Consider the following 13,128-nt stretch of genomic DNA (forward strand, 5'->3'; position numbering starts at 1 on the left):
ATGGCACTCATTTATTTGTTAAAAGTTTCGGTCTGCATGGCATTGTTTTTTGGGCTATACTGGTTCTTCCTTGCCAGATTGACGTTCTTTCAGTTTAACCGGTTTTACTTGCTTGCGCTGGTTGCGATGAGTTTCGCTATTCCTTCCATCAGTATTGAGCATGTTAGGGAGGTTGATATTGCTGCACAATTAAAGGATAGCCCAATAGCATATTCTACAGAGGCTTCTCTGGAAAAAGACTCGGAGGTGTTCAAAGACGGTAATATGTCTTATAGCTGGCGTGAAATTTTTGAATACTGTTATTTCGGGATTGTGGCGGTTTTAATTTTGCGTCTATTTTTTAATGTCGTACGCATTAAGCTGCAGCTTCGGCGATATGGTGTGATTAGAATGAACAGGATAGTTGAGGTTATGCCGCATTCGCCATTGAAGAATTGTTCATTCTTTAACCTGATTATTATTGATGCCTCAATGTCGGATCGGGATAAGCAATTAGTTATACAGCATGAACGCGTACATGTTTCGCAGCAGCATGTAGTGGATAAAGTTCTGGCTAATCTGGTGGCGGCTGTTCTTTGGCTTAACCCAATTGTTTATCTCTGGAGAAATGCTGTTGATCATAACCATGAATTTTTAGCCGATGAGGAAACCGCAAGCACAGCGGATAAAAAAACATATGCTACGCTTTTACTCCAGCTGGCCATGCCATCTGTGGATATATTCGCTAAGCATTTCAGTAAACTCCCACTGAAAAACAGGATTATGATGTTGTACAAAGAACCGAATACAGGCATGCAGAAACTGGTTTATCTGGCCATTTTACCTGTACTACTCATTTGTTCTGTTGCATTTATCAACAAGAGAGAAATTGTTGTTCAAAAAACTGCACAAGCAAAGGCAGTTCACACTGATGTGGCATTGAAGCCCGATATGTACGCCGGAAATTACCTGAATAATGAAATTCAGGTCAATCAGAATGCCAGGTCTGCTTTTAACGAGGTTGACGAAATGACTTTGGTTCTGGATGCGGGACATGGGGGCAAGGATGATTCATCAATTGCGACTAAGGGGCAAAAGGAAAAGGACCTGAATTTAAGGGCGGTAAAAATTTTAGAAGAGGAAGCTGTAAGAAGGGGGATCAAAGTGAGGCTTACCAGAAGCGCTGATGAGTATGTTTCGCTCCGCGACCGGTTACCGGTGCAAATGGCAACCGCTTTCATTTCCATCCATCACAATGCAAATAGCCATGCAGGTGCCAGTCCATTTGGTGGGATTGAAGTCATTGTTTCTAAACAAAACCCAAATATCAGGCTGATTGAAGAACTGGCCGGCGGGATCTTGAACGCCTTTAAAAAAAGTAAGGGTATTGAGATAAACAATACCTTAAAGGAAGCCAATCTGCTGTTGTTGCGGGAATCGAAGGTTCCTGCTGTGTTGATCGAGCTGGGAAATATAGCTGATGAAAAGTCCTTTGGTTTTATCAACGATGAAAAGAACATCCGAAAGATCAGCAATTTGATACTGGATGGGTTTGTACAATTTTCTAAACGTGGATGCTAAATAGATGGCTATGGAAATATTAACCTATTTGCTTAAGGTAAGTGCGTGCACGGTTTTATTCTTTTGTTTCTACCTGCTGGTACTGAAGAATCTTACATTTTTCAAAATTAACCGGTTTTATCTGTTAGGAACACTGCTCCTGAGTTTCACTATTCCGGTTTTGCAATTTGAAATTAACAGGAAATCAAGCCTAACGGATACGGAAATTCCAGTTACTGCACCGGAGTGGGTTCGAGCCAGTGCAGAACCCCTTCGGTTTACCCAACCTGTTATGATCACCTACCCTGAAGAACAACTATCTGGAATTGACTGGATTAGTGCAGGTATTTACATTTATGCTGCCGTTGCATGCATATTGTTGATGGTTTGCGTCTGGAGATTGTATGGCTTGTTCAAGTACATTAATTCTGCGCTTAAAAATAATGATGGTTTAAAAATAGTGGTTAAAACGGACGGTTTTACCAACTGTTCTTTTTTCAATTACATTTTTATCGATCAAAGCAAACTCAGCGGACCTGAATTGCAGGTTTTGCTTACACATGAGCGGGTCCACGTTAGACAGCTCCATTCTCTTGATAAACTTATGATGATGTTATTGAAGACAGTATTGTGGTTTAATCCTATAATTTACCTATACAATCAGGCTTTGGAGCAGGTTCACGAATATGAGGCCGATGCAATTACTTCATCAAGTTTCGGTCAACAATCTTATGCCGCTTTGTTGCTGAGGTTAACCATAGGCAAAAGTGAGATGACACTCGTACACAATTTCGTTAAAAGTCCGGTGAAAGACCGGATTAAGATGTTATTTAATTCTAAATCGAAAAAGATGAAAAAACTAAGTTATTTACTGGTACTGCCGGTAGTTGCAGGACTGGTTTGGATGTTTGCCGTTGAGCTTGTTTATGCACAAAAATCACCGGCAGAAACAACGAAATCCGAACCTGTTTTTGAGAGGGATTTACCTTTACCTAACCGCAGGCAAAGCGACCCTCACTTCAGTTCTGCAGACCATGCGGATAAAGTTCAGAAAATGACTCAAGTTTCTGGAAAAACTATCACTGGTACAGTTACGGGGCTATATAAAACTAAGAGTTTTACAGGTTACCTATTTAAGACTGATCAGGAAACTTATGTTTTGGATGGGTTTCACCTCGGTAAACACTCACCAATAATTCTTAAAAAGGGAGACCAGCTACGGGTGATTGTAGATGCTTCAGCGTCTACAAAGGATGATTCTCACGTAGCCGTTTTTCCTAAACAGATATTCATGGGTGATAAGTTGGTGTTTTCCAGACCAAAATCCGAGCAGCACCCTTTTCTTTTTGAAGCCAACAAGGTTCGCTTTAATGATGGGAAAATAACGGACGTACACCAGTCAGATAATAAACGTTTCTTGCATATTGATGCCAATGGGTTTAACTTCAAGGTAGCGGTAGATCAAACCCAAACCGATTTAAATTATCTAAAGGATTACAGAAAAGGTGATCAGGTAAGACTACGTTTCGTACACGAGGAGAAAACGGGTGGAAAATCTTATTTGGTTAATGACTGGATTTCAATATCTAAAAACATCCGCACATTTGGGGTTCAGAATAAAAAGCTTTTTAGTCGGTTCTATAATTCAGATGGAAGTCAAAAAGTAGCAAAAGCTGATGCTATTAAAAGAGCAGTAATTCCTCAGATAATTTCTTACACAAAAATAAAAGGTGATGTGAAAAATGAAACAACTGAAATGGAAAATCCTGTTTTTCACATCGGCGCTTATAAGCTGAGTGCTGTAAATGCAATATTCAACAAAAAAGAAAGTTTAATTACAGCAATGAAAGCGTCAATCAGCAAAGGAGGAACAATGGTTATTGCTGATAAAATTGTTTACGATTTGAGCAGGAATATATATAAAACTTATACTACTGATAAAAAAAGTATTGCAGAATATGGCGCTAATGTTAAGCCTGAAGACATTTTAATGAAACGGATTGGATATTCAGCTGAAGATTCGATAAGGGTTTCGAAAGACAAGAAAACCATTATGCTTTACGGAAACGCAGTACTGGCATACGGCGATGTTAACCTGATCGCTGATGAAATTATTTTTAACAGTGAAATGAAGAAAGGCAGTGCAAAAAATGTTGTTGTTAAAGGGCAAAAAAATGAAGTGATTATGGATGGAAGCCACGCAAAGTTTGATTTAAATGGCAAAGGAAAGTACGAGGTTTGGCAGGAGGATAAATAGCCTTTGTTGAGATAGCATGTTTATGAGAACCGCTTTTTTAATCCTCATATCCTTGTTCTTTACAAAAGGTTATGCCCAATATACCATTTCCGGAAAATTGCATGCCGAATCAGCAATAGGAATTTCCCGCATTGCCATTAAATTAACAAATGCATCGGATAAGCCGGTTTACACACAAAGTGATAGTTTAGGCTTATACCGTTTTAACCTTTTAAAGGAGGGCAAATATTCGCTTGTATTTTCAGGATTAAATTTTGAGACTGCCAATTTGCACCTTTACCTTAAAGGCGATACTTCAATTGATGTTGTATTGAAAGAAAAAACTCATGTTCTGGCTGAAGTTAACATCGCGTCTGAGCAGTTATTAACAGAAAGTAAAACAGACAGAACGGTATTTAATGTAGAGAAAAGTATTGCTGCCACAGGTAGCGATGCCCTGGAGTTGCTGGCAAAATTACCCAGAGTGCGTGTGATGAATGACCGTGTTTCTTTAGTTGGGAAGGGGAGTGTTAATGTAATGGTTAATGATAGGCTGGTTCCGGTTTCTGACGATGATTTATCAAACTATCTGAAGTCTTTGTCTGCCGCAGAAATAGCAAAGGTAGAAGTGATCACTAATCCGCCTGCCAGATACGATGCACAGGGAAACTCAGGCTCGATTAATATTGTGCTTAAAAAACCTGTAACCAATGGTATGAATGGATCGGTCAATACTGTTTTTACCCAGGCTACGTATTTAACCGCTTCTGCAGGCGGTACGCTCAGCTACCGGAACAATAAGATAGCTGTCAATTCCAATTTTAACTTAAGGAAGGGGTCGGTTGTTCCGCTGGAGCAAAGCCGTGTTTTTTATCCGGGTCAAACCCGCGAGGTCATCAACAGGGACAGAAATTATAGAGCAGTTGCCTCAGGGCAGATCGGTCTGGAATATCAGCCATCAAGGCAAACACTTCTTGGTGTATCGTATTCAGGAGGGGTCACCAACTTTCATTCTGATGAAAATATCAGTACAAACATTTTTAATGGTGCCAACCATATTGATTCTGTTCTCCATTCTGATGCCAACGCCAGAATAAAATCCCATTACCATTCAGCAAATCTATATCTGAAGAAAACGCTGAGCCCATCAGGGAAAGCGCTTACCGTTAATGGCGATTGGTTTAAGTATAACGATGATAAGGAAAGGTACTTTAACAGTACTACCTATCTTGGCAGTGGAGTGATTGTCCCAAGTTCTTTCGCCGCATTTTTATCCGGCAGCGGCCAAACTGTAGATTTATACACTTTAAAAACAGATCTCGATTTACCGCTTAAAATCTTTAAACTTTCATTAGGGGCGAAACTGAGTTTTATTAAAAATCAAAGTGATATTGGGTTTTACAGGAAAGAAGACGGTGTTTATCTTCCTGATTTAAGCCAGGACAACTTGTTTGATTATGAAGAAAATACGCAGTCAGCCTATTTTAGTTTAGGTAAAACTACAGGAAAATGGGATTTTCAGGCCGGTTTGCGTGGTGAATATACACAGGTAAACGGAACAACATTAAATGACACTAACCGGAGCAGGTACTTTCAGTTATTTCCAACCTTTTACGCCGTTTACCGTGCAGGTGAAAACAACAGCTGGAATTTTAATTATGGCAGAAGGATCAACCGGCCTCCATATAAAAAACTCAATCCCTTTCGCTGGTATAGCAATCCATCTGTTTACGCAGAAGGAAACCCTTTCCTACTGCCCTCTTATAACGATAATCTGGAGATCTCTTATACCTATCGAAACAGGTTTACCACAACTTTAAGTTTTGCTAAAACTTCCAATGGTTTTGCCGATGTTAATTTTGTTGATGCCGGCTCTTATTTTCAGGTTTCCAGGCCACTGAATTTTTTAACGTGTTACAGCTATCAGCTTAGCCAGTCGGTTTCTGTTAAACCCTTCAGGGTATGGCAAAGCGTAAATCAGTTTAATGTTTTTCACAATGTTTCGCACTCAGCCATTGCTGAGGCGTTGTACCGTTTGAATGGGATTGGAGCTTATTTCTCTACTTTGAACCAGTTATTGTTTAACCCTGCTAAAACATTTTTTGGTGATGTATACTTTTGGTACCAGTTTCCCGCCGTAGATGGTTTAAGTAAAAACAGGGCTCAATATAACCTGGACTTAGGGCTAAAAACCTTATTGTTTAACAAGCAACTGCAAGTAGCCGTAAATGTTAACGATGTCTTAAAAACAAATCAATACCATTTCGAAAATGAAGTTAATCATATCAGGCAGGAATATCTTAACTATTATGATTCCCGTTCGTTCAGGATTTCCGTACGGTATAATTTCGGCAATGAAAAGGTAAAACAATCAGAACATCGCACGGGTAATGAAGAGGAGCGAAGAAGAAACTAAAAAGCTTCTGCTATGCTGATGTAAAATCCGCTTTGTCGCTGCTCATTACTTCTTTTCTCGCCTACACCGTAATCCAGACGGATACTTATCCCTTTCTCCGGATCGAAGAAGTATCTCAATCCTGCGCCATAGTTGGGTTTGAAACCTCTGGCGTTAAACTGGTCATTTCCCCAAACTGTTCCTGTTCCTCCGAATAGTGTTGCACCGAAACGAGTATTGTAGCGATAGCGTAATTCTCCCTGAGCCACCAAAAGGTTTTTATCACGGAATCGCCCGTTGTAATAGCCTCTCATCATTTCATCGTTACCCATCTGCTGCAGGAGGTAAACGGGCGTGTTTTTACCGGTAATGATGTTGTAGAGCCCCTGGACACCAAACGAAAATTTATTGCTCAGTTTCCAGAAGTTCCTCAAATCAAATTTTATCTGGCTTCCGGTAAAACTTCCTTCAGAAAAGATGTCGGGGGCATATTGGTAAGTTCCCCTTATGAAAAAGCCTTTGGTTGTGTAATTGTTATTGTTTCTTGAATCATAAGCCTGAGAAACCCCGATGTATAATACAGTTCCGTTTCTGTTTTTATAGTATGGGTTTGCATTGAAAATTCCATCTGGTTGCAAGTCGTTGTATTCGTAATTTTCAAATCCAAGAGAGATACCTGAATAAGTTTTAGGCAATAACTGCTTTTCAGCCTGTAATAAAACTTTAAACTGTTGCTGAATGAGCTTGTCTTCATTTGCTTCGCTGGTGCTGTTACCCACACCATAAAAGTTGAAGGGCATTCTTTTAAACCTGAGTTCTCCAATGTAATGGAGATTATTTTCTTTGCCCCATACATCCAGTATGGTACTCATATTATATGCCTTCTTAGTAGAATAGTTGAGGTTCAGGGTGATTGATGAGGGCCGGTTGAGTGTATCTTTACGATCGACATAGAACCCAAATATTGCTCCTACACCAAACTGGAAGCCTGTTTCCTGAGCGTAGCCAAAAGAGGGGATGGGAAGAAAGCTTGCTTTACGAAGCGTATCCTTTTCATTCGAAAGTAGCTTTTTGATCAACTTCATTTGTGCAAATGAGCTTCCGGAAAGGGCAATAAAGAATATGATTAGGTAAATTTTTTTCATTCGTGAATGATTTGTTCGGTACTTAATGAAGATTTATGATGGAGTTACTTCATTGCCGCAAATTAACTGAATTTATTTTATAATGTTGGGTACCGGGTTTGTCCAAAATTTCCTTAATGTTTTCAAAATCGTATCATAATTCGCTACTTTTGCGGCAAACAATAAAAAGATGAGCAATACAAGAGGACCAATATCTCAGTTTATGGAGCGTAATTACCTCCATTTTAACGCTGCGGCGATGATGGATGCTGCCAAAGGCTACGAAACGCATTTAGACGAAGGTGGTAAAATGATTATTACCCTTGCAGGTGCAATGAGTACTGCTGAATTGGGAATCTCGCTAGCCGAGATGATCCGTCAGGATAAAGTGGCTATTATTTCTTGTACAGGTGCCAACCTTGAAGAGGATATTATGAATCTGGTTGCGCACTCTCACTACAAGCGTGTACCAAATTACCGCGATTTAAGTCCACAGGATGAGTGGGACCTTTTAGAAAACCATTATAACCGTGTTACAGATACCTGTATTCCGGAGGAAGAAGCATTCCGTCGTTTACAAAAACATATTCATAAAATCTGGAAAGATGCGGATGATGCAGGAGAGAGGTATTTTCCGCATGAATTTATGTACAAGATGCTGTTAAGCGGCGATCTGGAGCAGTACTATGAAATAGATCCGAAGAATTCGTGGATGCTTGCTGCGGCTGAGAAGAACTTGCCGATTGTTGTACCGGGATGGGAAGATTCTACAATGGGAAACATTTTCGCTTCTTATGTGATGAAAAAGGAGCTGAAAGCCACCACCATGAAAAGCGGTATTGAATATATGGGTTGGTTAGCTGACTGGTATATTGCAAATAGTGGGGGTAAAGGAATTGGTTTCTTCCAGATTGGTGGAGGTATTGCAGGTGATTTCCCGATTTGTGTTGTTCCTATGCTTTACCAGGATATGGAAATGGAAAATATTCCTTTCTGGAGCTATTTCTGTCAGATCTCTGATTCAACTACTTCATACGGGTCATACTCCGGTGCGGTTCCAAATGAAAAAATTACCTGGGGTAAACTGGATATCCATACCCCAAAATTCATTGTAGAGAGTGATGCGACAATTGTTGCGCCACTGATGTTTGCCTGGATCTTAAAACAATAAGTGTAATATTTCAATCATCCAAATTAAGGATGTATGGTGCCCATTGGAGATTGTATCGAAAATGGGCATTTTTCTTGCCTGAGGGGCTTGAAACGCCATTTGTTTAGAATGATTATAAATTGTATTTCCAGTCACTATTTTGTCATGGGATTTATTAATAAGTTATACTTTTGTTCAAGTTTTGATGGAGCTATGGCAGTTTAATCATCAATTTCCTAACAAAAAATAAATTAAATAAGTATAAAGTGTTCATTATGAGAGATATCTCGATGATTTTAAAAAGCGTTTGGAAGTCGTTATTCGTATTTTCAGCAATTTCCGTAATAGCGGTTTCAACCGTAAATGCGCAAGATGCTGCTAATGGAAGAACGCTTTTCAAAGCAAAATGTTCTTCGTGTCATGCATTGGATGTTAAGTTAACTGGTCCTGCCTTAACGGGAGTGAGTGATCGCCACCCTGAGGATTTCCTTTTGAAATGGATTCCTAACAACAAAGCAATGATTGCCGCTGGTGATCCTGCTGCTGTTAAGTTGTTCAACGAAAATGGTAAAGTGGATATGACCACTTTCCCTGAGCTTGACGAAACGAAAGTAAAAGATATCTTAGCCTACATTAAAGAAGGTGAGCCTAAGAAAGCTGTTGATCCAAACGCAGCCGGCCCTAAAGAAGATAAAACTTCAGGTTTATCAATTGCGGGTATAGTTGCCATTGTATTAATTGCAATTGTCATTCTAGTAATCTTAGGTCGCGCAAGTAAATTGCTTGAACGTTTGATTCTTCAAAAACAAGGTATTGAGATTGAAGAGGATGTGCCTTTAAATGTAGGTATCCGCAAAATGTTCAAAAACAAGAAGTTCGTAATGTTCTTCATCTTGTGTTTGATCATTTGCTTAGGTTCATTCGGTTGGATGGGTATGTGGAATACCGGTGTTCATACTGGATATCAGCCAGTTCAGCCAATTAAATTCTCCCATGAGTTGCACGCTGGTATCAATCAGATTGATTGTCAGTATTGCCACAATGGAGCATTTAAATCTAAGAATGCTACTATTCCATCGTTGAACGTTTGTATGAACTGTCACAAAGCTGTTCAGGCAAGGGATAATTACGATGGTGAAATTTCTCCTGAGATCAAGAAAATCTATGCTGCTTTAGGATACGATCCTGAAACTCAGAAATATGATCAGAGTAAAGCTAAGCCAATGGAGTGGGTTCGTGTACACAACCTTCCTGATTTTGCCTACTTCAATCACTCTCAGCACGTAGTTGTAGCAGAAGATGCGATCCGTAAAGCAAAAGGATTACAGCCTACAGAGCCAGTATGTTTCGCCTGTCACGGTCCGGTTAATACCATGGAAGAAATTTATCAATATTCTCCGTTAACCATGAAATGGTGTATTAACTGTCACAAAGAGACTGATATTTCTGGTCAGAAAAACAATGCTTTCTATGCTAAGGTAATCGAGGCACATGAGAAAATTAAAAAAGGCGAGAAAATTACCCCAGCATTATTGGGTGGTTTAGAATGTGGTAAGTGCCACTATTAATAGATTAGAGTTTAGTAAGAACGTTCGAATAAACAGTAATATAGCTTAAATGGAAAGCAACAAAAAATACTGGAAAGGCTTAGAGGAGTATAACAATACACCCGATTTTGTTAAAAATAACAAAAACGAATTCGCCGAGCCACTTCCAATAGAAGATGTTTTGAATGAAGCAGGGTTAAGTACCGTTACCCCACGCCGCGACTTTTTAAAGGCGTTAGGTTTTGGTTTAGGTGCAGTAACTTTGGCTGCATGTCAAACAGCCCCTGTTCATAAATCTATCCCTTACCTGGTAAAGCCAGAGGAGGTAACACCAGGTATTCCTAACTATTATACTTCGAGCTTTAACGGCCAGAGTATTTTAGTTAAAACCAGAGAGGGTCGTCCGATTAAAATTGAGCCGAATCCAAATGCCGGTGAATTCAATTGCGGTACTGATGCGAGAGCACAGGCTTCGGTTTTAGATTTATATGACGTATCTAAATTAAAAGCACCAGCTTTTGTAAAGAACGAACAAGTTGAAGAAACAACCTGGGCAAAAATCGACAGTTTTGTTAAAGGCGAGTTAGCTAAAGCACAGGCTGGAGGTAAAAAAATCCGTATTGTTGCTTCAACAGTAAACAGTCCTTCTACTAATGCTGTTTTAGCTCATTTTATTACAAAATATCCTGCAGCTAAACTGGTTCAGTACGATGCTGTTTCTTATACAGGAATCATTCAGGCTAACCAGAATAGTTTTGGTAAAGCGGTATTGCCAAAATATAACTTCGACAAGGCTGACCTTATTGTAAGTGTTGGCGCAGATTTCTTAGGTACCTGGATTAGCGGTGAGGAATTTACTTCTCAGTATACTGCTAACCGTAACTATAAATCGTTAGAAGGTAAAAAAATGAGTCGCCACATTCAATTTGAAAGTGGTATGAGCTTAACAGGTACAAACGCAGATACGCGTGTGCCGATCAAATTATCTGAAGAGGGACCGTTATTAATTGCGTTATATAATGCAATTACTGGTCAGGCTTTAGCTGGCGGAACTTTAGGAAACAATACCACTGCTGATAAAGTAGTGAAATTAGCGGCTAAAGAACTGGTTCAAAGTAAAGGTAAAGCCCTTGTGGTTTCAGGATCGAACGATGTTTCTACACAAATCCTGGTCAATGCCATTAACGCTGCAATTGGTAGCTATGGTACAACCATTGATTTAGATAATCCTTGTTATTTATATGCTGGTAACGATGCTGAGTTTAATGGCTTAGTTGCTGAAATGAATCGTGGAGAAGTTGGTGCTGTTTTATTTTTAAACAGTAATCCGGTTTACGATTTCATGAATACAAAAGCATTCACTGAAGCGTTGGCTAAAGTACCTGCAAAGATTTCATTTGCAGACCGTGCTGATGAAACTGCTACACTTTGTGATGCGATTGCGATTAACCACAATTATTTAGAATCGTGGGGTGATGCAAATGCTTACGAAGGTTACTATTCAATTGTACAGCCAACCATTAATCCGGTTTTCAATAGCCGTCAGGCAGAAGAGAGCTTATTGGTTTGGGCTGATGCTCAGGTAAAAGATTACTATCAGTTTGTACGCAGCAACTGGGAAACCAAAATGTTGCCTGCATTAGGACTTAAATGGAATGATGTATTAGAGAAAGGTGTTGTTAGAGCTGCAGCCAAACCTGCAGGTGCTTATTCTTTCACTTTATCGCTAACCGCTGTGGCTGCTTCAGTTTTGAATTCGAGCAAAGCTTTAGCGAAAGGCGGCAACCAGGTTGAGTTACAGGTTTACGAAAACATTCCGATGCGTGACGGTAAAAATGCCAATAATGCATTTTTACAAGAGTTACCTGATCCGGTTTCTAAAGTAACTTGGGATAACTATGTTGCTCTTGCTCCTAAGTTTGCTGAGAAATTAGAACTTAAAGAATTTGATGTTGTAACGGTTAAAGGTGGCAACGGATATTCGATTGACCTTCCGGTGTTGATTCAACCTGGACAGGCCCAAGGTACAGCTTCTATCGCATTAGGTTACGGCCGCACAAAAGTGGGTAAGGCTGGTAACGATGTAGGTAAGAATGCATTCCCTTTCATTTCTTTTGTAAATGGAACGATGCAATATGCTACAAATGTGACGATTACTCCAACAGGAGGTCACTATGAGCTTGCTCAGACCCAAACTCACCATTCATTTGAAGGTCGTGCAGTAATCAAAGAAGCTACTTTTGCAGCTTATCTTAAAGATGCATCTGCTGGTAATGAAAAAGGTGAACACAAAAATTACGATTTGTGGGATCAATATGAAAAACCTGGTAACAACTGGGTAATGGCAATCGATTTGAATGCTTGTACTGGATGTGGTTCTTGTGTTGTTGCTTGTAATGTTGAGAATAATATTCCTGTTGTAGGACGTGATGAGGTTCGCCGTCGTCGTGAGATGCACTGGATTCGTATTGACCGTTACTATAGCTATGAGACTAAAGAAGGTGATGTAACTAAAGAAAAAGAAATCGCTAAGCTTGAAGACTTAGATCACGTTTCTGTAGTTCACCAACCTATGTTGTGTCAGCACTGTGATCACGCTCCTTGTGAAACAGTTTGTCCGGTATTGGCAACAGTACACTCATCAGATGGTTTGAACCAAATGGCTTATAACCGTTGTGTAGGTACCCGTTACTGCGCGAATAACTGTCCGTACAAAGTTCGTCGTTTCAACTGGTTTAACTACTGGAACGATTCACGTTTTGATAACTACTTAAATAACGAGTTTACTCAATTGGTTTTAAACCCAGATGTTACTACCCGTTCACGTGGTGTAATGGAGAAATGCTCGATGTGTGTTCAACGTATCCAGGCTGGTAAATTAGAGGCTAAATTGCAGAAACGTCCGTTGAGAGATGGCGATATCAAAATGGCTTGTCAAGAGGCTTGTTCAGCAAACGCCATCATATTTGGTGATTCAAACGATCCTAATTCAGAGGTTTCAAAAGCTTTACGTTCTGAGCGTATCTATTACGTTTTAGAAGAGATCAACGTGAAACCAGGTATCGGATATATGACTAAAATTAGAAATACAGATACAACAGTACAAGCGTAAGCTTTAGTATAAAGAAAATACAAAT

7 protein-coding genes are annotated in these 13,128 nt (G+C 39.6%); 6 read left to right on the forward strand and 1 reads right to left on the reverse strand.

Features of this window, described 5'->3' with window-relative positions; all coding sequences use genetic code 11:
* The 3 genes from R2Q80_RS18450 to R2Q80_RS18460 are packed head-to-tail and all read left to right on the forward strand — an operon-like array spanning nt 1 to nt 6,191.
* A complete protein-coding gene (locus tag R2Q80_RS18450) occupies nt 1-1,560 on the forward strand; it encodes an N-acetylmuramoyl-L-alanine amidase (protein WP_316801020.1) in 1,560 nt (519 codons plus the stop codon).
* A 10-nt stretch (nt 1,561-1,570) separates the two neighbouring features.
* Entirely contained in the window at nt 1,571-3,796 is a 2,226-nt protein-coding gene (locus tag R2Q80_RS18455) for a M56 family metallopeptidase (RefSeq protein WP_316801021.1), read from the forward strand.
* 52 nt (nt 3,797-3,848) lie between these two features.
* Nucleotides 3,849-6,191 carry an outer membrane beta-barrel family protein gene (locus tag R2Q80_RS18460; RefSeq protein ID WP_316801022.1) on the forward strand — a complete coding sequence of 781 codons (2,343 nt, stop codon included), beginning with the start codon at nt 3,849-3,851 and terminating at the stop codon, nt 6,189-6,191.
* Here the strand turns inward: R2Q80_RS18460 and R2Q80_RS18465 are convergent.
* A complete protein-coding gene (locus R2Q80_RS18465; RefSeq protein WP_316801023.1) occupies nt 6,188-7,315 on the reverse strand; it encodes a polymerase in 1,128 nt (375 codons plus the stop codon). The two genes, R2Q80_RS18460 and R2Q80_RS18465, sit on opposite strands and share 4 nt — an antisense overlap.
* Nucleotides 7,316-7,484: 169 nt before the next feature.
* On the opposite strand from R2Q80_RS18465, the gene R2Q80_RS18470 reads away from it, so the two are divergent.
* From R2Q80_RS18470 to R2Q80_RS18480, 3 genes are all read left to right on the forward strand, one after another.
* Nucleotides 7,485-8,465: a deoxyhypusine synthase family protein gene (locus R2Q80_RS18470; RefSeq protein WP_316801024.1), complete on the forward strand. Its 981-nt coding sequence runs from the start codon at nt 7,485-7,487 to the stop codon at nt 8,463-8,465.
* A 254-nt stretch (nt 8,466-8,719) separates the two neighbouring features.
* A complete protein-coding gene (locus tag R2Q80_RS18475) occupies nt 8,720-10,012 on the forward strand; it encodes a c-type cytochrome (RefSeq protein ID WP_316801025.1) in 1,293 nt (430 codons plus the stop codon).
* Between the two features lie 49 nt (nt 10,013-10,061).
* Nucleotides 10,062-13,103 (forward strand): TAT-variant-translocated molybdopterin oxidoreductase, encoded by a 3,042-nt coding sequence (locus R2Q80_RS18480; RefSeq protein WP_316801026.1) that lies wholly within the window; start codon nt 10,062-10,064, stop codon nt 13,101-13,103.
* The last annotated feature ends 25 nt before the right edge of the window (nt 13,104-13,128 follow it).

It is taken from the genome of Pedobacter frigidisoli (genome assembly GCF_032678525.1).
In the GTDB taxonomy this organism is placed as follows: domain Bacteria; phylum Bacteroidota; class Bacteroidia; order Sphingobacteriales; family Sphingobacteriaceae; genus Pedobacter; species Pedobacter frigidisoli_A.

Bases quoted from the DNA above. Each gene is read 5' to 3' on its own strand.
- R2Q80_RS18450 (WP_316801020.1), top strand. From the start codon at position 1: ATGGCACTCATTTATTTGTTAAAAGTTTCGGTCTGCATGGCATTGTTT.
- R2Q80_RS18455 (WP_316801021.1), top strand. From the start codon at position 1,571: ATGGAAATATTAACCTATTTGCTTAAGGTAAGTGCGTGCACGGTTTTA.
- R2Q80_RS18465 (WP_316801023.1), bottom strand. From the start codon at position 7,315: ATGAAAAAAATTTACCTAATCATATTCTTTATTGCCCTTTCCGGAAGC.
- R2Q80_RS18470 (WP_316801024.1), top strand. From the start codon at position 7,485: ATGAGCAATACAAGAGGACCAATATCTCAGTTTATGGAGCGTAATTAC.
- R2Q80_RS18475 (WP_316801025.1), top strand. From the start codon at position 8,720: ATGAGAGATATCTCGATGATTTTAAAAAGCGTTTGGAAGTCGTTATTC.
- R2Q80_RS18480 (WP_316801026.1), top strand. From the start codon at position 10,062: ATGGAAAGCAACAAAAAATACTGGAAAGGCTTAGAGGAGTATAACAAT.